This is a genomic window from Senegalimassilia sp. (assembly GCF_977052095.1).
Window position 1 is genome coordinate 1 of the sequence record NZ_CDRSTZ010000001.1, and the last position, 26,001, is coordinate 26,001.

The 26,001-nt window shown below is 58.3% G+C and carries 19 protein-coding genes; 16 read left to right on the forward strand and 3 right to left on the reverse strand.

All coding sequences use genetic code 11. From position 1 onward, the window contains the following. The 7 genes from ACWI6D_RS00005 to truA all read left to right on the forward strand — a co-directional run. The coding region (locus ACWI6D_RS00005; protein ID WP_449133187.1) for a F0F1 ATP synthase subunit delta at positions 1-333 on the forward strand (333 nt) is incomplete at its 5' end. After that, complete coding sequence (gene atpA / locus ACWI6D_RS00010) at positions 327-1,898, forward strand: F0F1 ATP synthase subunit alpha (RefSeq protein WP_201738686.1); 1,572 nt, start codon at positions 327-329, stop codon at positions 1,896-1,898. The genes ACWI6D_RS00005 and atpA, both read left to right, overlap by 7 nt. Positions 1,899-1,909: 11 nt before the next feature. Further along, positions 1,910-2,812 carry an ATP synthase F1 subunit gamma gene (atpG, locus tag ACWI6D_RS00015; RefSeq protein ID WP_288284995.1) on the forward strand — a complete coding sequence of 301 codons (903 nt, stop codon included), beginning with the start codon at positions 1,910-1,912 and terminating at the stop codon, positions 2,810-2,812. Continuing rightward, entirely contained in the window at positions 2,813-4,267 is a 1,455-nt protein-coding gene (atpD, locus tag ACWI6D_RS00020) for a F0F1 ATP synthase subunit beta (RefSeq protein ID WP_129423937.1), read from the forward strand. Position 4,268: 1 nt separating this feature from the next. Continuing rightward, on the forward strand, positions 4,269-4,538 hold the full coding sequence (atpC, locus tag ACWI6D_RS00025) for an ATP synthase F1 subunit epsilon (protein ID WP_129423939.1): 270 nt from the start codon (positions 4,269-4,271) through the stop codon (positions 4,536-4,538). Between the two features lie 353 nt (positions 4,539-4,891). Further along, complete coding sequence (gene dnaE, locus ACWI6D_RS00030) at positions 4,892-8,350, forward strand: DNA polymerase III subunit alpha (RefSeq protein ID WP_449133188.1); 3,459 nt, start codon at positions 4,892-4,894, stop codon at positions 8,348-8,350. 218 nt (positions 8,351-8,568) lie between these two features. Beyond that, complete coding sequence (truA, locus tag ACWI6D_RS00035; RefSeq protein WP_449133189.1) at positions 8,569-9,366, forward strand: tRNA pseudouridine(38-40) synthase TruA; 798 nt, start codon at positions 8,569-8,571, stop codon at positions 9,364-9,366. A 545-nt stretch (positions 9,367-9,911) separates the two neighbouring features. On the opposite strand, the gene asnB is transcribed toward truA, so the two are convergent. Further along, a complete protein-coding gene (gene asnB / locus ACWI6D_RS00040) occupies positions 9,912-11,915 on the reverse strand; it encodes an asparagine synthase (glutamine-hydrolyzing) (protein WP_449133190.1) in 2,004 nt (667 codons plus the stop codon). Between the two features lie 479 nt (positions 11,916-12,394). On the opposite strand from asnB, the gene ACWI6D_RS00045 reads away from it, so the two are divergent. From ACWI6D_RS00045 to ACWI6D_RS00065, 5 genes are all read left to right on the forward strand, one after another. After that, complete coding sequence (locus tag ACWI6D_RS00045) at positions 12,395-12,907, forward strand: YbhB/YbcL family Raf kinase inhibitor-like protein (protein ID WP_302936642.1); 513 nt, start codon at positions 12,395-12,397, stop codon at positions 12,905-12,907. Positions 12,908-13,168: 261 nt separating this feature from the next. Next, a complete protein-coding gene (locus tag ACWI6D_RS00050; RefSeq protein ID WP_449133263.1) occupies positions 13,169-15,967 on the forward strand; it encodes a YhgE/Pip family protein in 2,799 nt (932 codons plus the stop codon). Continuing rightward, positions 15,960-18,149: a YhgE/Pip family protein gene (locus tag ACWI6D_RS00055; RefSeq protein WP_449133191.1), complete on the forward strand. Its 2,190-nt coding sequence runs from the start codon at positions 15,960-15,962 to the stop codon at positions 18,147-18,149. The genes ACWI6D_RS00050 and ACWI6D_RS00055 overlap by 8 nt, the downstream gene beginning before the upstream one ends. 373 nt (positions 18,150-18,522) lie before the next feature. Further along, positions 18,523-18,948, forward strand: coding sequence for a metal-dependent transcriptional regulator (locus ACWI6D_RS00060; RefSeq protein ID WP_129423953.1), 426 nt, complete (start codon positions 18,523-18,525; stop codon positions 18,946-18,948). A gap of 151 nt (positions 18,949-19,099) precedes the next feature. Further along, entirely contained in the window at positions 19,100-19,579 is a 480-nt protein-coding gene (locus ACWI6D_RS00065; protein ID WP_449133192.1) for a universal stress protein, read from the forward strand. 256 nt (positions 19,580-19,835) lie between these two features. Here the strand turns inward: ACWI6D_RS00065 and crcB are convergent, their stop codons facing one another. Further along, entirely contained in the window at positions 19,836-20,222 is a 387-nt protein-coding gene (gene crcB, locus ACWI6D_RS00070) for a fluoride efflux transporter CrcB (protein ID WP_449133193.1), read from the reverse strand. A gap of 109 nt (positions 20,223-20,331) precedes the next feature. Here crcB and ACWI6D_RS00075 point away from each other — a divergent pair, with 109 nt between their 5' ends. From ACWI6D_RS00075 to ACWI6D_RS00090, 4 genes are all read left to right on the forward strand, one after another. Then, entirely contained in the window at positions 20,332-21,723 is a 1,392-nt protein-coding gene (locus ACWI6D_RS00075; protein WP_449133194.1) for a M18 family aminopeptidase, read from the forward strand. Positions 21,724-22,023: 300 nt separating this feature from the next. Continuing rightward, entirely contained in the window at positions 22,024-22,917 is an 894-nt protein-coding gene (locus ACWI6D_RS00080; RefSeq protein WP_449133195.1) for a DegV family protein, read from the forward strand. Between the two features lie 326 nt (positions 22,918-23,243). Continuing rightward, entirely contained in the window at positions 23,244-24,524 is a 1,281-nt protein-coding gene (locus ACWI6D_RS00085) for an O-acetylhomoserine aminocarboxypropyltransferase/cysteine synthase family protein (protein WP_449133196.1), read from the forward strand. 294 nt (positions 24,525-24,818) lie between these two features. Then, complete coding sequence (locus tag ACWI6D_RS00090) at positions 24,819-25,715, forward strand: LysR family transcriptional regulator (protein ID WP_449133197.1); 897 nt, start codon at positions 24,819-24,821, stop codon at positions 25,713-25,715. A 48-nt stretch (positions 25,716-25,763) separates the two neighbouring features. On the opposite strand, the gene ACWI6D_RS00095 is transcribed toward ACWI6D_RS00090, so the two are convergent. Continuing rightward, the coding region (locus tag ACWI6D_RS00095; protein ID WP_449133198.1) for a response regulator transcription factor at positions 25,764-26,001 on the reverse strand (238 nt) is incomplete at its 5' end.

The following is a 26,001-nucleotide window of genomic DNA, read 5'->3' on the forward strand; positions in this document are numbered from 1 at the left end:
GACGTTCTAGCCGTTATGGCGGAGCGCGGGGACTTCGCGTTGCTCTCGCGCGTATGGGAGAGCTACGGAGAGCAGGTCGAACGCAAGCTGAACGTTACCGTGGTCGACGTTACCACCGTCGTGCCGCTGGACGATCACCTGCGCGAGGTCATTAAGAAGAAGGCTGAAGCCGACCTGGGTACGAATGTCGTGCTGCGTGAAAGCATCGACAAGTCTCTGATCGGCGGCATTTTGATGAGCGCCAACGGCAAGCGCATCGACGCCAGCATGACGTCGCAGCTTGAGGCCGCTCGCAACGTGCTGAAACAAACCACAGATGGAGGTGAATGCTAGTGACTGAAATCACCGCACAGTCTATTGACGCGGCGCTGCGCAAGCAGCTCGATGCGCTGAACACCAGTGTGGAATCCCGCGAAACGGGTTCTGTTATCCAGGTGGGCGACGGTATTGCTCGCGTTGACGGCCTGAAGAATGCGATGGCAGGCGAACTTCTGGAGTTCACCAGCTCTACCGGCCAGGTTGTCTACGGTATGGCCCAGAACCTCGAAGAGGATGAAGTGGGCGCCGTTTTGCTGGGCGATGTCGCTGCAATCAAGGAAAACGATACGGTGAAGACCACCGGTCGTCTGGTCGAGGTTCCCTCCGGCAAAGCCCTGCTGGGCCGTGTTGTGAACCCGCTCGGTATGCCGCTTGACGGCAAGGGCGACATCAAGGCTGAGGGCACGCGTCCCGTTGAGTTCAAGGCTCCGGGTGTTATTCACCGTAAGCCGGTTGAAGAGCCTATGCAGACCGGTATCCTGGCTGTTGACGCCATGATCCCGATTGGCCGTGGTCAGCGTGAGCTGATCATTGGCGACCGTCAGACTGGTAAGACCGCTATTGCTGTCGATGCCATTCTGAACCAGAAGGGCAAGGACATGATCTGCATCTACGTCGCCGTGGGCCAGAAGGCCTCCACGGTGGCGAACGTGCAGGAGACGCTGGAGAAGTACGGCGCGATGGATTACACCATCATCGTCAGCGCTTCTGCTGCTGATTCTGCTCCGCTGCAGTTCATCGCCCCGATGGCCGGTGCCGCTATGGGCGAGTACTTCATCTACAACGGTGAAGACGGCAAGCCCGCAGGTCCAGAGAACCCCGGTCGTCACGTTCTGATCGTGTACGATGACCTGACGAAACAGGCCGTGGCCTATCGTCAGATGTCGCTGACCCTGCGTCGCCCGCCGGGACGCGAAGCTTACCCGGGCGACATCTTCTACCTGCATTCGCGCCTGCTGGAGCGTGCTGTGAAGATGAACGAGGAGAACGGTCTTGGCTCCATGACGGCTTTGCCGATCATCGAGACGCAGGCTGGCGACGTTTCCGCCTACATTCCGACGAACGTCATTTCCATTACCGATGGTCAGATCTACCTGCAGACCGACCTGTTCTTCCAGGGCCAGCGCCCGGCTGTTGACGTGGGTATTTCCGTGTCCCGCGTTGGTGGTTCCGCGCAGATCAAGCCTATGAAGTCTGTTGCCGGTACGCTGAAGCTCGACCTTGCCGCTTATCGTGAGCTGAAGGCATTTACGCAGTTCGGCTCCGACCTGGACAAGGCTACGCAGGAGCAGCTGAACCGTGGCGCTCACATGACCGAACTGCTGAAGCAGAACCGCTTCTGCATGATGGACGTGTACGACCAGGCTGTTGTTATTTACGCTGGCGGCAAGGGCTACCTGGACGACGTTCCGGTTGCCGATGTCGTACGTTTCCGCGGCGAGCTGCTGGAGTACCTGCACGCTTCCAAGCCCGAGGTATTCACCGAGCTTGAGAAGGCTGGCAAGTGGACTGGTGACGTCGAGAACCTGACCAACGCTGCGATCGAGGCTTTCAAGCTTCAGTTCGCTCCGACGGCGTAAGGTAGGTAGCGATGCCCAACCTTCACGACATTGATAGGCGTATCAACTCCGTCTCTTCGACGAAGCAGATTACGCGAACCATGGAAATGGTTGCTGCAGCTAAGATTCGCCGCGCTGGCGAGCGCGTTGCAGCGGCTACGCCGTACGCCGAATCCATGGTCGAAATGTTGGCCAACGTTGCCAAGCGTGTAGGTGGCTCCGAGAACGCGCTGTTGCGTAAGCATGACGAGGTTAAGAACGTGCTTGTTGTGGTTGTTGTGTCTGACCGCGGTTTGGCCGGCGGCTTCAACAGCAACGTGCTGCGCCACGTCGATCGACTGACGAAGAAGAAGCAGGCGGCGGGTGCTCAGGTGAGCATCGTCGCCTGCGGCAAGAAGGCACTGGGCTACTTCACGTATCGCAACGTGGAGCCGGCCCTGTCCTTCGCGAACTTGTCCGCCGACCCCACGGTTGAGGAAGCGAATGAAATCGCCTCCTATGCTGTGGACGGGTATGCCAATGGCACGATCGACGAGGTCATTGTGGTGTACAACCACGCTAAGAATGCGGCAGAGCAGAAGCTTCGCGAAGAGGTTCTGCTTCCCATCGATACGGAAGCGTTTGCGTCCGATAAGGGCAACGGCGCTGCCGAGGCTGCAACCGAGGAACTTCAGGGCGACGTTATTTTCGAGCCGAGCCCCGAGGGCGTTCTCGATCAGTTGCTGCCGGCGTATGTACGCACCACGCTGTACCATGCGCTTATCGATTCGGCAGCCGCTGAGCAGGGCGCACGCCGCAACGCCATGATGTCGGCTACGGACAACGCCACCGAGATGGTTAACACGTTGACCAGATTGTATAACCGCGTACGCCAGGGCGCTATCACGACCGAGATTTCGGAAATCGTCGGTGGCGCAGCTGCTTTGGAGGATTAAATGGCTGAACATTTGTTTACTAAGGAGGAGGTCGAGGCCAGCAAGGGCGCTGTCGGTCGCATCGTGCGTATCGTCGGTCCTGTTGTTGACGTCGAGTTTTCTCCTGATCAGCTGCCGGCGATTTATAACGCGCTGACGGTTGATGCGAAGACCGAGGCGGGCGATCTGCACGTCGTCCTCGAGGTCGAGACCCATCTGCCGGGCAACATCGTCCGTTCCGTCGCCATGAGCTCTACCGACGGTCTGGTGCGTGGCCTGGACGTGCAGGACACCGGTCATCCGATTATGATGCCGGTTGGCCAGGAGACGCTTGGCCGCATTTGGAACGTCATCGGCGAGCCCGTTGACGAGAAGCCGATGCCCGAGGTTACCGGCTATATGCCCATTCATCGTCCTGCTCCCGAGTATGACGAGCTGGTCACGAAGACTGAGATCTTCGAGACGGGCATTAAGGCCATCGACCTGATCGAGCCCTTCGTTAAGGGTGGTAAGACGGGTCTGTTCGGCGGCGCTGGCGTTGGCAAGACCGTTATCATCCAGGAGCTCATCAACAACCTGGCTCAGGAGCATGGTGGCACTTCTGTGTTCACCGGCGTTGGTGAGCGTACCCGTGAGGGTACCGACCTGTATCTGGAGATGAGCGATTCTGGCGTTATCAACAAGACCTGCTTGGTTTACGGCCAGATGAACGAGCCTCCGGGAGCGCGTCTGCGCGTCGGTCTGGCTGGTCTGACTGAGGCCGAGTACTTCCGTGATCAGGGCCAGGACGTTCTGCTGTTCGTGGACAACATCTTCCGCTTCACGCAGGCTGGTTCTGAGGTGTCCGCTCTGCTGGGCCGCATGCCTTCTGCTGTAGGCTATCAGCCCACGCTGGCCACCGAGATGGGCGACCTGCAGGAGCGCATTACGTCCACGTCCACCGGCTCCATTACGTCGGTTCAGGCTGTGTACGTGCCCGCTGACGACTTGACCGACCCCGCGCCGGCTACGACGTTCACCCACTTGGACGCTAAGACGGTCCTTTCGCGTTCCATTGCTGAGCTGGGCATTTACCCTGCTGTTGACCCGCTGGAGTCCACGTCTCGCGCACTCGATCCGGCTATCGTCGGCGAAGAGCATTATCGCGTTGCTACGGGCATCCAGGAGCTGCTGCAGAATTACAAGGACCTGCAGGACATCATCGCCATTCTTGGTATGGACGAGCTGTCCGAGGAGCAGAAGCTCACGGTTTCCCGTGCGCGTAAGGCTCAGCAGTTCTTCGGTCAGTGCTTCCATGTTGCTACGCAGTTCACCGGTCTGCCGGGCAAGTACGTCAAGATGGAGGATACCGTCCGCTCCTTCGCCGCTATTCTCGACGGCGAGTGCGACGAGATCCCCGAGCAGTGCTTCCGTCTGAAGGGCGGCATCGACGACGTGTACGCTGCGTACGAGGAAATGAAGAAGGAAGAAGCGTAGTATGGCTAGCTTCAAGTGCGACATCGTAACGCCTGCCGAGAAGCTGTTGACTACCGAGGCTGAAATGGTCGTTGTGCCGGGCGTTGAGGGCGAGATGGGCTTTTTGGCCGGTCACGCTCCCTTGGTTTCCGCTTTGGCCGATGGCGAGATTCGTCTCACGCCTGCTGGCGGCGGTGCCGTACAGCGCTTCGAAGTCAAAGGCGGCTATGTGCAGGTTACCGGCGACAAGGTGATTATCCTTGCCGACAGTGCGCAGCCTGTTGCTGCATAGCTTGGGCGTCGGCTTGAGCAAATAAACCCGCGGCCGCTGGTGCGACTGCTGGCAACGCGACGGTCGTACCCAATCGGCTGACTTCTTGAAGACCCCCTGTTGAATGCAGGGGGTCTTTTCGTGTCCTGAGGCGTTAAGTTGAGTGGCTGTTGATGTTTGATGCTTTGCGGCTAGAGCGTGACAACAGATTGTCTGCTATCCGTTTGGAAACCCTTGCGAAATCCATCGTTTGTTCGAACACGCGTGCGCGTTTCGCTGCTATGATGAGTACCCGAACTAGTAAGAGGTCTGGCTATCAATTCGAATAGTCACGAGCCTAAGCACATCAGCTTGCAGAGAGATTCGAGGCGCGTATGGCGTTTGTTCATTTGCACAATCACACTGAGTACTCGTTGCTTGACGGTTTAACGCATGTTAAGGACATGGTGCGCCGCGCGGCAGAACTGGGTATGCCAGCAGTTGCCATTACCGATCATGGCGTTATGTCGGGTGTTCCTGAATTGTGCGATGCGTGCGATGCAGTGGAGAAGGAAACCGGTAAGCGCGTTAAGCCTATCTATGGTTGCGAAGTGTATTTCACAACCGATGAAGAGCTGCGCAAAGACGTGAAGCCGAAGCTGTATCACTTGCTGCTTCTGGCGAAGACAAATGAGGGCTATCACAATCTGTTGCACCTGGTCAGCGAATCGCACGTTGATAATTTTTACTATAAGCCGCGTACCACGTTCAGCATGCTGCAGAAATACGGCAAGGGCATCATTGGCTCTTCCGCTTGTATTGCAGGCATCATTCCTAAACTGCTTGATAATCGCCAGTTTGATGATGCGGTTGAATGGGCGAACAAATTCGCAAGTTGCTTTGAACCGGGCGATTTCTATATCGAATTGCAGAATCAGGGCATTCGCACTGATGGTGGCTTAACGCAAACTGAGCTGAATCATCAACTCACGGAAGTTGCGCATCGTGCTGGCTTGAAGACTATTGCCACGAACGACTTCCACTATTTGCTGCAGGAAGACGCCAAGGCGCAGGATATTATGCTGTGCATCGGCACGGGCTCTGCGGTTAACGATACGAATCGCATGAAGTTCGAGAATGACCAGTTTTACATGAAAACGGAAGAGGAGATGCGCGAGGCGCTGCGCGATTTCCCCGAAGCATGCGATACCACGGTTGAAGTTGCCGAAAAATGCAACGTGATTCTTGAACGTGACTCTATTCTGCCGAAATTTCCGCTGCCTGAAGGCGAAACGGACGAAAGCTGGTTCCGCCATCAGGTTATGGATGGCATGATGAAACGCTATGGTGACCCTATTCCCAAAGAGCCGCTTGATCGTGCTGAATACGAGATGAGCGTTATTATCCAGCAGGGTTTCCCGGCATACTTCCTTATCGTGCAGGAATACTTGAATTGGGCGCGTAGCCAGGGAATCGGCGTTGGCCCGGGCCGTGGTTCGGCTGCTGGTTCTATTGTTGCGTACGCGATGGGCATTACCGACCTTGAACCGCTGTCGAACGGGTTGCTGTTCGAGCGTTTCTTGTCGCCGGAACGTGTTGAGATGCCTGATATCGACTGCGACTTCGAGGATGAACGTCGCCAGGAGGTTATCGAGCACATTCGCGAAGTATACGGCGCCGATCATGTTACGGGCGTTATCACGTTCGGCAAGCTGCAGGCGAAAAATGCCGTGCGCGATGCCGCGCGCGTGCTTGACTATCCGTATAGCGTTGGTGACCGCATCTGCAAGATGATCGGCGATGAGCTTGGCATCACCATTCAGAAAGCGCTGGACACCAATCCTGACCTGAAAAAGGCGTATGAAACAGAAGAAGACGTTAAGGCTGTTGTAGACGCCGCACAGTCTATTGAAGGCCATGTGCGTGGCGAGGGCGTGCATGCGTGTGCAACCATCATCTGCCGCGACCCCATGGCTGACCACGTGCCCGTAAAGCGCGATACCAAGGGCGGCGGCATCATCACCCAGTACGATGGCCACTACACGCCTGACCTTGGCCTGCTGAAGATGGACTTCCTTGGCTTGCGTACGCTTGGCGTGTTGTCGCGCGCGTGTCGCAACGTGGAGCTGACTACCGGTCGCAAGATTGTGCCCGAGGAAATTCCTACCGATGATGAAGCTGCGTTCGCCTTGATGCGTTCCGGCAATATGGACGGTTTGTTCCAGGTTGAGGGCGGCTTGTACGTCAGCTTGTTCGCAAGGCTCCCACCGCATAGGTTCAGCGATATCGTTGCTTCCATTGCTCTGAATCGCCCGGGCCCGTTGGAGTCCGGCATGGTTGAGGACTACATTAAGGTTGCAAGCGGTAAAACGCCTGTTCACTACTATGATGAGCGTCTTCGCCCTGTGCTTGAGGAAACGTATGGCACCATGGTTTACCAAGAGCAGATCATGCAGGTGTCCATGGTGATGAGCGGCTTCTCTGCCGGCAAGGCAGACAAGCTGCGTAAAGCAATGGGCAAGAAGAAGCTTGAAGTCATGCGCGCGTTGCAGGAAGACTGGAACAACGGCGCAGTGGAGAACGGCTATTCGCTGGAAATTGCCAAGAAGATTTGGGACGATGCGGAGAAATTCGCTAAGTACGCGTTTAACAAATCGCACTCGGCAGCGTACTCGATTCTGGTTATGCGCACCGCTTACTTGAAGGCGCATTACCCGAACGAGTATATGGCGGCTGTGCTGTCCAGCTACATGGGCAACACCGATCGCTTGATTCGCTATATTTCCAGCTGCAACCACAACGGTACGCCGGTGCTGCCGCCTGATATCAACTCGTCGAACGCGGAGTTCACGCCTGTTGAGAACGGCATCCGCTTCGGTCTGGTTGGCGTGCGTGGTGTTGGTCGCAACGTCGCGGATGAAATTATCGAAGAGCGCGAGAAGAACGGTCCGTTCACCAGCTTGCACGACTTCGTGAACCGCGTGGATGCAAAATGCTACAACCGCAAAACGCTTGAAGCACTCATTAAGGGTGGTGCGTTCGACTCTACGGGGTACACGCGTAAGCAGCTGATGTACTTCATTGAGGAAACACCGCTGTTGGAAGGTGCTGCAAAGCGTCAGAAAGACCGCGATCGTGGCCAGGTAAGCATGTTCGACCTGTTCGCCGATGACGAGGATTCGGGGTTCAAGGAAGATGTGCCCGCACCGGATGGTGTGGAGTGGCCGAAGCGTCAGCTGCTGACGTACGAGAAAGAGATCATGAAGATTTACGTCTCGGATCATCCGCTGCGGCCGTACGAGAACTATATCTCGCACATCACGAAGTTGCAGCTCGGTGATTTGGCTGAACGCACGAAGGAAATCAAGTCTGCGGTGTTCGTTGGCATGGTGTCCAATGTGGTTACGAAGCTGACGAAGCGCGGCACGAAGATGGCAACGTTCGATCTGGAGGACACAACGGGCCACGTGGAATGCATCTGCTTCAAGTACGACGAGAACGCGGAGGCTATTCAAGAGGATGCCATCGTGAAGATCAAGGGCAAGTTCGAGCACTCTGATCGTGGTAACCAGATCATGGTGTTCGAAATGGAAACGTTGGAGTTGAATGAAGAGGACGCCAAGCCTCGACAGTTGCAGCTGAGCGTTCCCATGTCTGATTTCGACCGGTCGAAGTCGATGCGCTTGAGCCGTATCTTGAAATCGTATCCGGGGCGCGACGGCGTGGTGCTGTTCGTGAACCAAAACGACGGGCACAAGTTCCGTGCGGAGCTGCCGGTGACGGTGGATGCGGCAAGCCCGATTATGCGCAGCGAGTTGACCGACCTGTTCGGCTATAACGTGCTGACGGCATAGGATTAGGTTAGAAAAGGATTCGTTGCGTTAAGCGTATTCGGCACTGTTTTGCAAAGACGCTGTGTCAGTTTGTCAATGTGACGGGGCTTGGATGGGTATCCGAGCCCCGTTTCTCTATGGGGTTATTGTCGCGTATCATAGTGTCCTGAGAATACTGAGAACGGTATGCAGAGGAGTGACGAGTGGAGTCTACGACGGAATACGCGAATGCGTCACGCGTGAGCGATACTGAAGGCTTCGTGCGCGAGACGCCTGAGCGTACGTTGTCGCTGACCGTGTCGTATAACGGTGCGCCGTTTAGCGGGTTTGCGCGGCAACCGGGCCAGCTGACGGTGCAGGGTGAACTAGAGCAGGCGCTTTCGCTTGTATTCCGTCGACCCATGGAAGTGGTGTGCTCGGGCAGAACTGATGCGGGCGTGCATGCGCTTGGCCAGGTGGTTAGCTTCGACGTTGCGAACGATGAGCTCGAAGGCAGGAACTTATACAGCCTGCGCCGAAGCCTTAATGCGTTGACGCATGAGGACATAACGGTGCGTGAGGTGGAGGAGCGGCAACCAGGGTTCAGCGCCCGGTTCGATGCGCAGTGGCGCGAATACCATTACCACGTGTGCCTCGATGAGGTTCCGCCGTTGTTCATGCGTGACTTCAGCTGGTACGTGCACGGCCAGCTTGATATCGATGCTATGCGTGAAGCCGCGACCTATCTTGTTGGAGAGCACGATTTCAAGAGCTTCTGCATGGCGGCAAGTGCAGTCGGCAAGCCAACGTGCCGCAATGTGCATGAGATATCGCTTTCGCGTGAGATGATTATGGGGGAGGATATCCTGACCATCAAGGTGGTTGGCAACGCGTTTCTGCACTCGATGGTGCGCACGATTGTTGGCACGCTGGTGATGGTGGGACGCGGTCAGCGCAAACCCGAATGGGTGCGCGAGGTGCTTGAAGCGCGCAATCGCACTGCGGCAGGAGAGAATGCCCCGGCAGCTGGCCTGGTGTTCTGGCGGGTGCAGTATTGATGAGTGGACAGCACGCGCACGGCCGCAAACGAGAAGAGCGGGATGAGGAGAAGTCGTCAATGCCTGCTCGCAAGAAGAAGCCCTCGAAATTCAGCAGGCTTTACGAGAGTCGTGACAGCCGCTTGTGCGTATTTGAAGACGAGCACGGGCATTTGACCAGTGTAAGGACATCTCGTTTGGCATAAGCGAGTGGCGCCGCTGGGGCGGGGATGACGCACGGATGGCTGCGCTCGTTTGCGATGACGAGAGGGAAGCATGGGCAGACGTCGTGAAATAGCGCGATGCAAGTTCTTTGCAAGTTGCGAGGAAGCTTTTTGCGCGCTGTACCCTTAGAACGGACTGAGCCCGAAAACGCTATCTTTGGGGCATCGTCAATGGCTTTGCGGAAAATCACTGCCGACATGCGATTGTTCCATGGGAAGCGACACATCAAGGTAGCGGCGCGATTTCCGTTCGCAGTCGGTACCGCCAATAGCTTTGCGGAAACGAACAGCGGCCCGCAACCGGGATGGTTGCGCGCCGCTTCAAGGAGCAGGCTGATGTTGCTAGCGCGCCTTCGGCTTTTCTGGGATCGTTTTGTCGACAAAGTAGATCTTGTACCACATAAGGAACATGTAGACGATCCAAATCTTGCGGCTGCGATCGGCACCGGCCTTATGCTCATCAAGCAGGCGAACAAGCTCGTCGGTGTTGAAGAACTCGCGTGCGATATCGCCGGTGAACCATTCCTTCACCTGGTTGTAATAGCGGTCTTCGCGCAACCAGTTCACCACGGGCACGGGGAAGCCGAGCTTTTCCTTCTGCGCCCAATCTTTGGGGATGGCGCGCTCGGACGCTTCGCGCAGCGTCAGCTTCGTTTGCGACTCGTTGGCCTTCAGCGGCGTGGGGATGGTGGCAGAGACGTCGAACACGCGGCGATCCAAGAACGGCACGCGCGATTCAAGCGAGTGCGCCATGGACATCTTGTCCGTTTTCAGCAGAATATCGCCGACAAGCCAGAAGTACAGATCGACATATTGCATGCGCGTGGTTTCATCCAGGTCTTTGACTTCAGCATATACCGGCGCGGTCAGCTGCTGAGGCGTGACAGCATTGCAATCGCCCTTCAGCAGATGGGCGCGTTCTTCAACGGTGAACGCAACGCCGTTGGCGTTGGTGTAGTACCAATCTTCAGGAGTTTCGCTGGCGCGCTCAAGGTAGTTCGCACCGCGGATGCCCAGCTTGCGCATGGCGCCCGAAACCCCGCGCAGCAACCCCTTCGGCGCCCACGACAGCTTGGCGTTGGAGAACGGCGTTTGGTAAATGCGGTAGCCGCCGAAGAACTCGTCGGCGCCTTCGCCGGAAAGCACGGCTTTAACCTGCGTGGCGGCAATTTGGTCGACGAAATACAGGGCCACGGCTGAAGGGTCGGCTGAAGGCTCGTCCATATGCCACTGAACGCGGGGAAGGCTTTCCCAGTATTCCGCCTCGCCAATGTACTTGCTGGTGTTGGCGATGTGCAGGTCGTCGGCCAATTCGCGCGCCCAGGAAATCTCGTCGCGCATGGTTTTTCCGCCGGCTCCTTCAACATTGTTGGCGGCAGCGTCTTTGTAGCACTCGAACCCAACGGTGAACGTTTTGATGTCGGGGTTCTCTTTGGCCAGGCACGCGGCCATGTAACTGGAGTCGATGCCGGAGGACAGGAAGCTGCCAACCTCAACGTCAGCCACGTTGTGATAACGCACGCTGTCGCGCATGGCCTCGTCGATGGCCTCGACCGTGTCCTGGCGGCTGCGCTGGTTGTCGAAGTGATACTCCGGGCGCCAATAGCGGCGCGTGGTGATGGTGCCGTCAGCGTGCACGGTCATGCAATGTGCGGGCGCCAGCTTGAAGACGCCTTTGAAGAACGTTTCGGGCAGCGCGCTGAACTGGAAGCACAGGTACTGCTCAAGTGCTTCGCGGTTAAGCTCGCGCGTGTAGGCTGGGTGCTCAAGGATGCACTTGATTTCGGACGCGAAGATGAACTGCCCGTTTTGCTGCGTGTAATAGAACGGCTTGATGCCAAAGAAATCGCGCGCGCAGAACAGCTCGCGCTTTTCGCGGTTCCAAATGGCGAACGCGAACATGCCGCGCAGGCGATCGAGCACACCTTCGCCCCAGGCTAGATAGCCGGTCAGCAGCACTTCGGTGTCGGAATTCGTTTGAAACGCCCAGCCTGCGGCTTCAAGCTCGGCGCGCAGGTCGCGGTAGTTGTAGATTTCGCCGTTGAACACGATGGCGAACTGGCCCTTTGCAGCGGCCTGTTCGAGCGTGCCGCACGGGGTGCCATCGAGATGCAGCGCCGGAGACGTGATGGCGGCGGCGTGCTCGCCCGTGGCGCGCACCATAGGCTGGTTGCCGTTCGCAAGGTCGATGAGCGACAGGCGGCGGTGTCCAAGCGCAATACCGCTTTCCGCGTCGATGTACTGGCCTTCGCCGTCGGGCCCGCGATGGGCCATGACGTCGCACATGGCTTTCAGGGTAGGCAGGCTGGATTCGGTTGCCTGCGTGAATCCGCAGATACCGCACATGGTGAGGCATCCCTCCAATCATATATAGGTATCGCCCATCATAACGAAAGCGCGCGCCCTGCGTCATGCCTCGCGCGAAAAGCGCAGATTTCGTTGCGAGGTGGGCGAGGGGCGAATTGATGTCAATGCGCATGAAAAGACGTTGGGCGTATGCGGGCGGAATTGGAGAGCCGGTGGGGCTTGATGCTGCAGTGGGATACGCTGCTATTACTGGATTTGGCGTGTGTGCATAGCGAATAAATGGCTCAATCGCTTGCTACTATCGGGCGGATGAATCGTGGTGCGCGCATGAAGCGGAAGGCTTCGATTGACGAAACGGGGTGCAAGCGTTGTGCCTGCGCCGTGCTAAACTGCGAGGGAACAAGCAACGATACAGCCGCTCGATGTTTCGGGCCTGTTGAGCGGGCTTTTGCATAGCTTGGCGCCGCGAACGACGACGGCAAGCTAATGGAAGCGCTTTTCAAGGAAAGGATGTCAAGATGCGCATTCACGTTGATACGGAAAACGGCCTGCTGGCCGACAAGTTCGGCAAGTACGCGCCGGAAGAAGATCGGCTTGAGGGATTCCCCGTAAGGTCGTTCCCCATTCAGATTGAGGACGTGCCTGAGGAAACGCAGTCCCTGGCGCTTGCATTCATCGATTTCGACGCTATTCCCGTGGGCGGGTTCTGCTGGATTCACTGGACGGCGTGCAACATTCCCGCCGACACAAGGCTCATTCCCGAAGATGCTAGCCGTGCGGACGCGGTGGCTATGGTGCAGGGGCGCAACAGCAATTGGTCGCCCATGGCGCACGGCAGCGCCAACCCGCACGTGCACTCGCGCTATTGCGGCCCGCAGCCGCCCGATGCCACGCACGCCTACACGCTGAATATGTATGCGTTGGATTGCAAGCTTGACCTGGCGGAAGGCTTCTATCTGAATGAGCTGCGCCGCGCCATGGAAGGCCATGTGCTGGCGCGCGCGAGCGTGGAGCTGCCAAGCAGGGCTTAACGAGTGCGGGGCTGCATGCGTGTAGCCCCGACTGGATGCAGACGGGGCGGATAAGGGGACGCTCTGTCTGCTTCTTTACAGGTTTGCAACGGATTCTGTGGTTTGATTTGGCGCGGAAACATTCCACACGTGGGGTATTTTACAATGGCTTGTGCTACACACGAGCCTTCGCGCGACAAGGCGCCGCATTCGTCGGGCGAAGGCCATTTTCCGCAATTGACGCCGCCTTGGCGTTTCCGCAAGGAAGAGGTATTGCCTGCTATGAGAAACATCCTGCGCGTGCTCGGGCGCGATTTCAAGCGTCTGCTCAAAGCGCCGGCCGCTCTTGTTGTTGTTATCGTGCTTGTTGTGCTGCCGTCCACGTACACGTGGGTCAACGTCATTGGTTTTTGGAACCCGTATAACAACACGGGCAACATGCGCGTGTGCGTGGTGAACGAGGACACCGGCGGCAGCAACGATATCATGGGCGATATGAACCTGGGAAACCAGATTGTCGACCAGCTGCATGAGAACACGCAGTTGAAATGGGAGTTCACCGATTACGACGACGCCATGGAAAAAGTTGAGTCCGGCGAGGTATACGCGGCGTTCGTCATCCCCAGTGACTTCACCGAGAACCTGTTCACCATCTTGTCGGGCGATTTTCATCAGCCGAACTTGCAGTATTACGTGAACGAGAAGAAAAACCCCGTTTCCCCGAAGGTTACCGATGCGGGTTCGACCACGCTTGACGAAACTATCAACAGCCAGTTCGTTTCCACGGTCAGTTCTGTGGTTGCCGACACGTTGAACGAGAAGATTGCGGAAGCGGAAGAGGGCCTTGACGTTGCACAGTCGAACACGGTGAAGCAGCTGAACCGTGCGGTCGATTCTGTTTCGGATGCGCGCTCCATGGTGGACGAGCTGTCGACAAGCACGGGCGAGGCGCAAGGTAAGGCGCAGGCTGCGAAGGACCAACTGCAGCAGGCGCGCTCCGATGCGAAGACGGTGCAGGACCAGCTACAGCAGGTGTACGACCTTTCAGGCACACTGCAGAAAAGCATCGGGGATTTCTCCGCTGCTGCATCGCCGGCGCTTTCCGGGGCGTCGGTGGCCCTGTCGCAAATTTCCAGCGGTGTGTCGGGCGCAGTGTCGGATGCCTCAAGCAGCATCACCGGTGCGCAGGGTACCGTTGACGCGTCTATTGAACGTGCGCAGGGCGTCATCGACATGAATGACACCATCATTGCAGAGCTGACCACCATTTATGACGGCATGGCCGACTCTGACCCGCACAAAGATGAGTTGAAGCTTGCCATCGATTCGGCGACGAAGCGCAACCAGGAACTACAGCGCGACCTCGATGATTTGCAGCAGCTGTACAACGACACCGAGACAACAGCTGCGCAGCTTTCTGGGGCCGCTACTACGCTCAATACCGCCATTCAGCAGTCCATCGGCTATGCGGGAACGTATCAGTCGCAGTTGTTCGGTACTACGTTGCCGCAGGTGAGCAGCGGCATCTCGCAAGTGGGAAGCGCGGCTATCAGCCTGAAGGCCGCCATTACGAACCAAGGCTACCTTATCGATCAAACAGGCAACATCATCGACCAGCTGGAAAGCACGCTGGGCGCTGCGGGCGATTCGCTTACGCAAACCAATGCTGTGCTGGCCTATTTGGGCAAGATGCTGACCACGGCGCGCAACGATGTTTCTATGCTGGGTACGTCAACGGCCATCGACGAGCTGGTTGACAACGGCCGCATCGATCCCGAGAAAATCGCCGAATTCATGGCGTCGCCTACGCAGGTGACTACCGAGAAGCTGTACCCGCTGAACGCGTACGGCTCGGCCATGGCGCCGCTGTTCATCAGCTTGAGCCTGTGGATTGGCACGCTGATGCTGTGCGTTATCTTGAAGCTTGAAGTTGACAAAGAGGAAATCCCCGACCTGACGGTTGTGCAGGGCTACCTGGGCCGTTGGCTGTTCTTTGCCGTGCTGGTAACGCTGCAGGCTATCGTGTGCGTGGCGGGCTGCTTGGCGCTGGGCGTGCAAACGGTGTCGGTGCCGGCGTTCTTCTTCACGGCCATTATCTTGTCGCTGGCGTACCTGTGCATCACGTATACGCTTTCGTCGTCGTTCCAGCACATCGGCATTGGCCTGTGCATCATCATGGTGTTCGTGCAGATTCCGGGCGGCACAGGTTTGTACCCCGTTGAGATGACGGATGAATTCTTCCGCACCGTGTACCCGATGTTCCCGTTCACGTATGGCATCAACGCGCTGCGCGAGACCATCGGCGGCTTCTACGGCACGCAGTGGATCAGCTACATCGGCATCCTGTTCGCTATCGGCATTTCCATGGGCGTGATCGGCGTGTTCGTGCGTCCGCACCTGACGAACTTAAACCGCCTGGTGGCGAAGGAAATCAAGAAGAGCGACCTTCTGAATGTGGAAGACGCGCTGGTGCCCGAGCGCCGCTATCGCATTGGACAGCTTATCCGCGCGCTTGCTGACCACGACGAATTCCACAATGCCGTGCAGCAACAGGCAGACCGCTTCATGGCGCTGTATCCACGCCTGAAACGCGGTACGCTTATCCTGGGCATTTTGGTGCCCGTGGCGTTTACGGCCGCGTTCGCCGTCACCACCACCGAGAAAGTGGTGACGCTGACTGGCTGGCTGATTTGGCTGGTGCTCACCATCGCGTTTTTGCTGGGCATGGAGCTGGTTCGCGACAACATTCAGCGGCAAGCGCATATCGACAGCATGAGCGATGAGGAGCTGCGCGAGCACTTGGCCGAACGTGGCAAGAAAGTGGTGAAGGAGCTGGTGCCGGCTGCCATGTCTACGGCGCGCATGGCCGTGCCGGTTGACCGCACGGCGCGCGCGGCGGGCGTGACGGTGCCTTTGCCCCCCGTGGGCAAGATGTCCGATGACCTGGGCGAATCATTCGAGGGCGGCACCGCGCGCCACGACGGTGCGAAGGGCGCCTTGCGCGACGACGAGAAAAAGCACAAGCATAAGAAGCACGAGAAAAAGCATCACGATAAGAAGCAGGAGGGCGACCATGAGTAACGTTTGGAAGCTGCTCTGCTACGATGTGAAGCACCTGTTCGGCAACGTGGTGACCGTCGTCATCATCCTGGGCCTGGTGTTCCTGCCTTCGATTTTCACGTGGTACAACGTTATCGCGTGCTGGGACGTGTTCGACAATACGGGCAATTTGAAAGTTGCAGTGGCGAACTCCGACGAGGGCTACGAAAGCGACCTGCTGCCCACAAAGGTGAACGTGGGCGACAGCGTGGAGTCGGCCCTGCGTGCGAACGACCAGCTTGACTGGGTGTTCACCGATGAGGAAGACGCCATTGATGGCGCGAAATCGGGCAAGTACTACGCGGCCGTGGTTATCCCGCAAAGCTTCAGCGAAGACATGATGAGCTTCTATTCAAGTGACACCGAGCACGCGCAGATCATCTATTACGAGAACGAGAAGAAAAATGCCGTGGCGCCGCGCGTGACCGATCAGGCTTCTACGAAGGTGTCGTCGCAGGTGAACACGACGTTTGCCGAAACGCTGTCCGATGTGGCGCTGGGGTTGGTGGACACGTTCAGCAACCTTGCCGAGCAAGGGGATGCCGGTGGGCAGATTGCCAAGCTGTCGGGCACGCTTTCCGATTCGGCGAAGCAGCTGGGCAACACCGCTGACGTGCTGAACTCGTATGCGGCGTTGACGGGCACGGCGAAATCGCTGGTGAACAACTCGACGGATCTGCTTGCCAGCGCGCAGGCGGCGGTGAAGGATGCGGAAGGCCAAGCGTCGGACGCTAAGGACGGAGCGCTTACCATTGGCGACGCCATGAAAACCTCGGTCGTGGCGCTTTCCGATGCGCTTGCGCAAAGCGGTGGCAGCTTCAAGGATGTGCCCAGCGCGGTTGACAGCGTGTACGACCAGATCGATACCGATAAGGCGAATGCGGCGAAAAGCCTGCGCGACCAGATGACGGACGTGAAGAACCAGCGCGACCGTTACGAAGAGCTGGTTGGGCAACTGGAGATGCTGCGTCCGAACATCGATGAGCAGTTTCAGCCGGCGCTTGATGCCGTTGTCAAGCAGCTGGATACGTCCATTACCTCGCTTGATAAGCTCTACGATGCCCTTGACAGCGCCGCAAACAAACTTGAACAGGGTAAAGACCCCGAGGGAACGTCGCGCGAAGACGTACAGAAAAAGATTGATGCGGTGCAAGCAAGCTTGTCAACGCTGAAGGCGGATTACGAAAACGGTTTGAAGCCGGGTCTTGAGCAGCTTGCCGACTCGGTGTCCGCGGCGGCGCAATCGCTTACCGCGCGCGCATCGCAGCTTTCGGGTGTTGGCGGCGATTTGGAAAACTCGGCAAGTTTGGTGGCTGGCAAGCTGGGAGATGCCCAGGGAACCATGAGCAGCATGGCGGATGAGCTCCGTGCATCGGCCGACAAGCTGTCCACGCTGTCGACGCGCATAGACGAGGCGCTGGCAAGCGGCAGCGTCGAGCAACTCAAGCAGGTCATCGGCTCTGATCCTGAAGCGCTGGCCAAGGCGGTGTCGGCGCCGGTGGGCGTGGAGCGCATCGCGGTGTTCCCCGTTGAGGACTTCGGCTCCGCCATGGCCCCGCTGTACACCACGCTCGCGCTGTGGATTGGATCGCTGCTGATCATGGTGCTGCTGAACCCCGTGCCGTCTAAGCGCGCCATCGAGGAGGCGGGCTTGGTGAACCCGAAATCGTGGCAGCTGTTCTTCGGCCGCTACGGCGCGCCGTTCGTGCTGGCGTTTATGCAAAGCACGGTCGTGTGCCTGGGTAACATGCTGTTCGTGGGCGTGCAGGTGGCAAATCCGCTGCTGTATCTGCTGTGCTTCTGGGTGGCGGGCTTCGTGTTCAGCTTTATTATCTACACGCTCGTGTCGCTGTTCGCAAACCTGGGCAAGGCCATTGCCGTGCTGCTGCTGATTGTGTGCGTGACCGGCGGCGGAGGCAGCTTCCCGCTGCAGCTGCTGCCCGATTTCTTCTTGAATGTCAGCCCGTTCTTGCCGGCAACGCATGTTATCAATGCCATGCGCGCGGCAAGCATGGGTGTGTACCAAAACGATTTCTGGATTGAAATCGCGTCGACGTTGCTGTTCTTGTTGCCATTTATCATTTTGGGCATCTTGCGGCCGGCGCTGTCGAAGCTGACGTATTGGTTCGTCGAGCAGGTGGAGAAGTCGAAACTGGTGGCGTAATGGCTGCAATTTGCGAGGCGAAAAGCATGCAGATGCGAGGGGGCGTGGTTCAAATGAGAGCCGCGCCCCTTCTGCATTCCGGTTGTGAAGAAATTGTATACTGGCGCTAACACAGTTGCATATGGCTAACGGTTAGCGTATTCTAACCCTTGTCGAAAGGCTTGTGAGCAGGTGCTACGAAGGTAATCGGCTTTGCGCAAGCAAGCGGCTGTGAACTTTCTAGCAGCTTAAATCCCTTTCGGTTCATTTGCTGACACGGCGGTGAAAGCTCTTCTCGTCTGGCTTATCACCGCACCTTTAAAGCAGAGGGAAGATCCCCCCTTCTTCCCTCTGCTTCTTTATGTGTAGGGCCGCATGGGGGATTGGGGGTCAGATGGAGAAACTCACGACGTCAAGCGAAGACTACCTTGAAGCCATCGTCAACCTGGGCGGCACGCTGACGAATTCGGTGCGCAACATCGATATTTCCAACGAGCTTGGCGTGACGAAGGCGTCGGTTAGCAAGGCCATTCAGGTGCTGCGCGAGGACGGCATGGTCAGTCAGGAGCCGTACGGCGGTGTGCGTTTGACGCCGAATGGGCTGGCGCGCGGTATGGCGGTGCTGTGCCGGCATCGGTTACTGTTCGCGTTTTTGACGCAGGAGCTTGGCATCGACGAGCAGACGGCGGAGCGCGAGGCATGCGGCATCGAACACGCCATTAGCGATGCGTCGTTCGAGTGCTGGCTTGCGTACGCTTCGAAAATCGGATTGCGCGTTAAGGGCCTTCCGCGCTACTACATGGAGTATAATCAGCAGTAGGTTCAGGCGCTGCGAATGCTCGTGTGAACAGCAGCAACGTAACGGATTGAGCCTTGCAGGCCACGTATGGGGCGTAGTCCTGCTAAAGCGGCAGTCCCAGCCGCTTCCGCGTCGAATGTGTACGGCGCGGCGTTACGGAAAGGAGCCCGTTATGAAGTTCCGTCACATCATGGTTCCCTACGATGGATCCGACCACGCTAAGAATGCTCTGCAGTACGCCAAGGACTTGGTGGACACGTGCCCCGAGGCTCGCATCTCGGTTGTTCATGCGGTGCCTTCCAGCTATGTGGGCATGGATCGCATGGGCACGGAAGGCGCGCTCGATGGCGTGCCGTACGGCATGCTTGATTACGAAGAGTACCAGGGCGTGGTGCAGCATGTGCTTGACGAAGCCAAGAAGCGCGTAACCGAGAATCTTGGGGATACGCTTGCTGACCTGGGCGATCGTGCCGATGTTGTGGCGGTTGCCGGTGCTTCTCCTGCCGATGCGCTTGCCCGTTTCGCCGAAGAGCACGATTGCGACCTTATTGTCATGGGTCGTCGAGGCTTGGGCGCCATTCGCGGCATGCTCGGCAGCGTCAGCTTCGGCGTGCTGCGCGCCACCGATATCCCGGTGCTTACGGTGAAGTAGCTTTTCAATCGATTGAGGCCGTCCGCATTTGCGGGCGGCCTTTTTGCGTATGCGGGACGCACGGTTGTGCTGCCGGTCGGCCGTACTCTATCGGATGGATAGTGCTGGCAGGTGGGTGCATGTTTTGTCTGGATGGGAGATTGTGCGGCCGCATGAAAAGCTGACAAACGACTTGCCTCCATGTCGTACTGGCAAAAGAATGATGTTGTACAGATTAAGTTGTACATTGAGCCTGTGAAGCGGGAGTGGTTGAAGGCTAAGCATTTTGCGTTTGCAGCAGCGTTTTCACGAACAGTTTCCCAGCCATGACGCCGAGGACGCACACGACCAGGCTACCGAGCGCGTAAGCGCTGCCGATGGCGTATTTTCCGCGTTCAAGCAGGCTTAACGTTTCTAGAGAGAACGTGCTGAATGTGGTGAAGCCGCCGCACAGGCCCGTTTTCAGGAACAGCACGGCGTTGTCGGAGAGCATGCCGGGACGGGTGTTCGCGACTTCGAGCACCACGCCGATGATGAACGCGCCAATAAAGTTGATGGCGAACGTGATAAGGGGAAAGTCGCCCTGGTAGGGGATGAGTCCCAGCAGATAGCGCGCAATCGCTCCCAGAAAACCGCCTGCTCCAACGCAAAGTGCCGCAATCATCCGTTCCCTTTCCCTGCCGGCTTGCATGTGCTTCAGGTTCGTATTCTAGAGCAATCGCCTGTGCCGCGCTTGCGATTGCTAGACTGGAGGGAAAGGAAAGGAGACGGCTATGAGCCAGGTTGAGGCGAACGAGTGCGTGGTGTCCGAGGCGGGCGTGCAAGTGAACGGTTGTGCGGTGTCGGAGCTTGACGTGCAGGCGGCGCAGCGCATGATCGATTTCGTGAGCGAATGCCCCAGCATGTTCCATACAGTTGCGGCGCTGCGCAAGCGTTTAGACGCGGCGGGGTTCACGTTTGTGCCCGAGGGGCAGCGGTGGAGCATCGAACGCGGTGGGGCGTACTACACCGTGCGCAACAATTCCAGCCTTATCGCGTTTCGCGTGGGCGAGAAGCTGGACTCGTATCACTTTCAGCTGACGGCGGCGCATTCGGATTCGCCGACGTACAAGGTGAAGGCCGTCCCCGAGCTTGCCGGCCCGGCGGAGTATCTGCGCTTGAATGTTGAAGCGTACGGCGGCGTTATGGACCACACGTGGTTCGACAAGCCGCTTTCCGTTGCGGGCCGTGTGCTGGTACGCGAAGGAAATCGCCTGGTCAGCCGCCTTTATGCGCCCGATAACGATCTGCTTATCATTCCGCGCGTGCCCATTCATCTGGACCATCAGGCGAATGCGGGGTTCGCGCCGAACCGTGCCGTCGATTTGTGCCCTCTGTTTTCGGCCGGGGCGCTTAAGCGGGGTGCGTTCGATGCGATGGTTGCCGAAGACCTTGGTGTTGCCGTCGAAAACGTGGCGGCGCGCGATTTGTTCCTGGTGAACCGTCAGCAGCCGCGCGTGTGGGGTAGGGCGAACGAGTTCGTCAGTGCGCCGCGGCTGGACGACCTGGGCTGCGTGTTCATTTCGCTTGAGGCATTCCTAGCTGCGAGCAATCCGCACGACGTGTCGGTGTTCTGCTGCTTCGACAACGAGGAAGTGGGGTCGAACACAAAGCAGGGCGCTATGTCGACGTTTCTGCGCGACACGCTTGAGCGCTTGAACGGCGCGCTGGGCTTCGCCGTTGAAGATCTGCGCTGCGCGCTGGCGAAAAGCATGCTGGTGAGCTGCGATAACGCCCATGCTGTGCATCCGAACCACCCCGAACGCTATGATGAGTGCAACCGCGTGCAGCTCAACCGCGGTCTGGTGGTGAAAGAGGCAGCGAACCAGAAGTACTGCACCGATGCGTTCAGCCGTGCGGTGTTCTGCGCGTTGTGCGCCGATGCGGGCGTGCCGCTGCAGGCGTACGCGAACCGCAGCGATATGCCCGGTGGCTCGACGCTGGGAAATCTGTCGAACATGCAAGTGAGCATGCACGGCGTTGACGTCGGCCTGCCGCAGCTGGCCATGCATTCCAGTTACGAGACGGCGGGCGTAGCTGATGTGCGTTTGGGTACGCGTGCTTTGCAGGCGTTTTTCGAGGCCGATGTGCGCATCGATGGTGCCGACGCGGCAGTGCTCGCCTAGGGGGTGGCGAAAAAGTCAACGGTGTCGCACGTGATGGACTGTTCGCTGTGGTAGCCCAGCACGTTGGCTCGATGGTGGTTGGGGTCCGCAGTTTGAAAACGTGCGGTCAGGAAAGTTCAGCCTGATAGCAAACGAACCATCGGGGTGGTGCGTTGATGATTCATTTGCGTAGCAAAACGTATTCGCTCAAGCGAAACGACGTGATTGCATTGCGATAATGGACACATTGCGGCATTATGGGGCGTTGCTGTTATGCGCTTGGCGCAAACGGCATCGTAACCGTAGTGCGATAGGAGCATTGTGCAGCAATCAGCAATCGAAGGCGCCGCAGCGCGCCGCGTACATATCATCACCGATTCCGCGTCCGACTTGGCGGCGGGCGAATTTCCCGACGTAAGCGTTGTGCCGCTGACCATCTCGTTCGGCAACGATTCGTTCGAAGACGGCGTGAACCTAACCCATCGGCAGTTCTACGAGAAGCTGGTCGAGTCTGACGAGCTTCCGCGCACCAGCCAGGCAACGCCGTTCGCGTTCACGCAGGTTCTGGCTGAAAAGCTTGGCCAGCCTGGCGAAGGCGGCACGGATGAGGTCGTTATCATCACGCTGTCCGCAAAGCTGTCGGGCACCTACGACAGCGCGCTTGCCGCGGCCGAGCCGTGGGGCGCTCGCGTGCACGTGGTTGACAGCACGAACGTGACCGTTGGCGAAAAAGCGCTGGTGGCGTACGCCATTCGCCTGGTTGAGCAAGGCATGTGCGCCTCCGAGGTGGCGGCCGAGCTGAATCGCGTGAAAGGCCGCATTCGTCTGGTGGCGCTGCTTGACACGCTTGAGTACCTGCAAAAGGGCGGACGCATTTCCAAAACGGTTGCCATTGCGGGCGGCATGCTGTCCATCAAGCCGGTCATCTCCATTCAGGATGGTCTTGTGGTCATGCTGGGCAAGGCGCGCGGCAGCAAAAAGGGCAACAACCTGCTGATTCAGCAGGTGCAAAACGCCGGCGGCATTGATTTCTCACTGCCGTTCTTCCTGGGTTACACGGGCTTGGGCGACGAGCTTATCAAAAAGTACATTGAAGACAGCCGCGCTGTATGGGAGGAAGGCGTTGACGAAGTGCGCTATTCCACCGTTGGCGGCACCATCGGCACGCACGTGGGCCCGGGCGCCATCGCGCTGGCGTTCTTCGCTCGGGGGTAACTGGCCGGCTTCATGCGCTTTGCGATGAGGGCGCCCTGCCGTAGGCGGGGGCGCCCTCATCGCGGTGGCTTTACCTTTCCCTTGGTGGGCCTAATTCTGCTCTTCCCCTTGGCGGGCTCGATCTCGCCTTTTTGCTCGCGGGCCTGACCTAAGCCTCTCGACGGGGCGCCTCGGTTCGGCCCTTCACTCCGCTGCGCCGCAGGCAGCCATTGCGGGTTTCTTGCCAATTGCTTGTGGCGCAAGCCGGCAACAAAGGGCATACTGGAATGCTGACCGCGCCTAACGGCGATGACGCGGCTAGCATTTCATTTTCTAGGAGGCCAAACATGACGGAGCATATGGGGACCACGTGCGTGCAAGGCGGTTATCGACCTGGCGACGCGCAGCCGCGCCAGATTCCGATTTACCAGTCCACCACGTGGAAGTACGACACGTCTGAACACATGGGCAAGCTGTTCGACCTGGAAGAGTCGGGCTACTTCTACACGCGCCTGCAAAACCCCACGAACGATTACGTGGCGGCGAAGATCTGCGAGCTTGAGGGCGGCACGGCAGCTATGTTGACCAGCTCGGGCCAGGCGGCGAACTTCTTCGCGGTGTTCAACATTGCCGGAGCGGGCGACCATGTGGTGGCCTCAAGCGCCATTTACGGCGGCACGTACAACCTGCTGGCGCATACCATGCAGCGCATGGGCCTGGAGTGCACGTTCGTCAGCCCCGACTGCACCGACGAGGAACTTGAGGCGGCGTTCCGCCCGAACACGAAGGCCGTGTTCGGCGAGACCATCGCCAACCCGGCGCTGGCCGTGCTTGATATCGAGCGTTTCGCGAATGCGGCGCATGCGCACGGCGTGCCGCTGATCGTGGACAACACGTTCCCCACGCCTGTGAACTGTAACCCCATCAAGTGGGGCGCGAATATCGTGACGCACTCCACCACCAAGTACATGGACGGTCACGGCGCATGCGTGGGCGGATGCATCGTGGATGCCGGCACGTTCGACTGGATGGCGCATGCCGACAAGTTTCCGGGCCTGACCACGCCCAACGAAAGCTACCACGGCGTGGTGTACGCCGAGAAGTTCGGTCAGGGGGGCGCGTTCATCACGAAGTGCACGTCGCAGCTGATGCGCGATTTCGGCTCCATCCAAAGCCCGCAGCATGCTTTCATTTTGAACCTGGGTCTTGAGAGCCTGCACGTGCGCATGCCGCAGCATTGCAAGAACGGTCAGGCCGCAGCCGAGTTCTTGCAGGCACACCCCAAGATCCGCTTCGTGCGTTACCCGGGCCTGGCGGGCGACCCGTATCACGAGCTGGCGCAGAAGTACATGCCGAACGGCACGTGCGGCGTGGTGTCGTTTGGCTTCGAGGGCGGTCGCGCGGCGGCCGAGCAGTTCATGAAAAGCCTGAAGCTGGCGCAGATTGCCACGCATGTTGCCGATGCGCGCACGTGCGTGCTGCATCCGGCGAACGCCACGCATCGTCAAATGAACGATGAAGAGCTGGTGGCGTGCGGCATCTCCCCGGACATGGTGCGCCTGAGCTGCGGCATCGAGTCGACGGAGGATTTGCTGGCCGACCTGGAGCAGGCGCTGGCAACAGTGTAGACGAAGCGCTAAGACGGCGATGGGCGGGGCTGCTGACAATGCGTCGGTGGCCCCGCTTTTCTATTGGCAAGTGGGGAAGCATTGCTGCGTGAGGGATGTTCTGTGGCAGCAACCAGGGATAATGCGAATACGTAATCGCATGGTTACGTTGGCGTGCATCCTGGCGCGCGCTTGCCGAAAGCGGGGAGCAAAATGTATGTGCGAGTGAATTGATAACAGTTTCTGTGCTAGCCTGATTTTTAGTTTGACCTGGGGATTTTATATCTATAACTCATCTCATGTCAGGGGGGCTGTATGAGCCCAAGCTTTTCGCAACTAGAACGGTTCGTCGCAACGGCGCGCAAGGGGTCCTATAGCGCCGCCGCCGAGGACCTTTTCGTGACGCCGCAAGCAGTTTCGAAGTCGATTCACGACCTTGAGAGCAAGTTGCATGTGCAACTGCTTGAAGCGCGCGGTAAGCAGCTGAAACCAACGGATGCGGGCGGGAGGGTGTACCGCTATGCCGTGGATGCGCTTGATGCGCGCGGCGGCATTAGAGACGTGACGCCGGCTGGCGAAGGTGGGGTTGCGCAGCTTCGGGGGTCGCTTTCGGTTGTGGTGGCGAATATCCCCTTGCGAGGCCGAGTGTTTCGCGAAGAAGATTTCGAGCCTTTTCGCCGGGCGTATCCGCTTGTGGAGCTTCAGGTGTCGTTTTTTGCTGGCAGCGGGTGCTTGGCGGCCCTTGACGCGGGCATGGCCGATGCGGCGCTAGTGGTGGGAAATCCCGAGCGTGAAGATTTGCACGCATCGTGGATGAGAACGATGGCGTTGTGCCTGCTGGTGTCCACGCGCCATGAGCTGGCGGCGAAGGAGTGCGTGGCGTTTTCCGACTTGCATGGTAGGAAGTTGGCCGTGCCGCATGATTTCCGTAGCTACAAAGAGGTGGTGGAGCGGCGGTTTGCGCAAGAGGGCGTGCGTCCGCGCTATGTTGCGCTTGAGATGAGCGAGGCGCGACATAGAGCGTTTTTGCGCGATGAAGGCGGTGCTCTGCTGGTATCTCATGACGCGCGTTTGTGCGAAGCGTTTCCCGATACGGTGATGATTCCTTTCGAGGAGAAGGAGCGCATCGCACTTCCTTATTACTATGTATGGCGCGAGGGGCACGAAACGGCTTTGGTTGCAGCGTTGAGGCGCTGCTTGTGCGCGTCATGACAAAGCTTGGCATGCTTAGGCTGTCCATGTGCGTTGTGTGGGCAGCGTCTACAAGTCAAGCAGCTTATGCCGCAGCGCATAGTCGACGGCATCGGCGCGCGTTTTCAGATGCAGCTTCTTGAATATCTTGCTGCGGTGCGCCTCCACTGTTTTCACGGATAGAAACATGCGCTCGCCGATTTCCTTGTTCGTGTGGCCTCGTGCGATAAGCTGCAAAATCTCAAGCTCGCGGCTGGATAGCTGTTGGAAGGAAGGGTCGTTAGCCTCGGGGTTTCCCGCGTGCTTT

Coding starts and splice junctions, on each gene's coding strand:
- atpA (WP_201738686.1), top strand. CDS start 327: ATGCTAGTGACTGAAATCACCGCACAGTCTATTGACGCGGCGCTGCGC.
- atpG (WP_288284995.1), top strand. CDS start 1,910: ATGCCCAACCTTCACGACATTGATAGGCGTATCAACTCCGTCTCTTCG.
- atpD (WP_129423937.1), top strand. CDS start 2,813: ATGGCTGAACATTTGTTTACTAAGGAGGAGGTCGAGGCCAGCAAGGGC.
- atpC (WP_129423939.1), top strand. CDS start 4,269: ATGGCTAGCTTCAAGTGCGACATCGTAACGCCTGCCGAGAAGCTGTTG.
- dnaE (WP_449133188.1), top strand. CDS start 4,892: ATGGCGTTTGTTCATTTGCACAATCACACTGAGTACTCGTTGCTTGAC.
- asnB (WP_449133190.1), bottom strand. CDS start 11,915: ATGTGCGGTATCTGCGGATTCACGCAGGCAACCGAATCCAGCCTGCCT.
- ACWI6D_RS00045 (WP_302936642.1), top strand. CDS start 12,395: ATGCGCATTCACGTTGATACGGAAAACGGCCTGCTGGCCGACAAGTTC.
- ACWI6D_RS00050 (WP_449133263.1), top strand. CDS start 13,169: ATGAGAAACATCCTGCGCGTGCTCGGGCGCGATTTCAAGCGTCTGCTC.
- ACWI6D_RS00055 (WP_449133191.1), top strand. CDS start 15,960: ATGAGTAACGTTTGGAAGCTGCTCTGCTACGATGTGAAGCACCTGTTC.
- ACWI6D_RS00060 (WP_129423953.1), top strand. CDS start 18,523: ATGGAGAAACTCACGACGTCAAGCGAAGACTACCTTGAAGCCATCGTC.
- ACWI6D_RS00065 (WP_449133192.1), top strand. CDS start 19,100: ATGAAGTTCCGTCACATCATGGTTCCCTACGATGGATCCGACCACGCT.
- crcB (WP_449133193.1), bottom strand. CDS start 20,222: ATGATTGCGGCACTTTGCGTTGGAGCAGGCGGTTTTCTGGGAGCGATT.
- ACWI6D_RS00075 (WP_449133194.1), top strand. CDS start 20,332: ATGAGCCAGGTTGAGGCGAACGAGTGCGTGGTGTCCGAGGCGGGCGTG.
- ACWI6D_RS00085 (WP_449133196.1), top strand. CDS start 23,244: ATGACGGAGCATATGGGGACCACGTGCGTGCAAGGCGGTTATCGACCT.
- ACWI6D_RS00090 (WP_449133197.1), top strand. CDS start 24,819: ATGAGCCCAAGCTTTTCGCAACTAGAACGGTTCGTCGCAACGGCGCGC.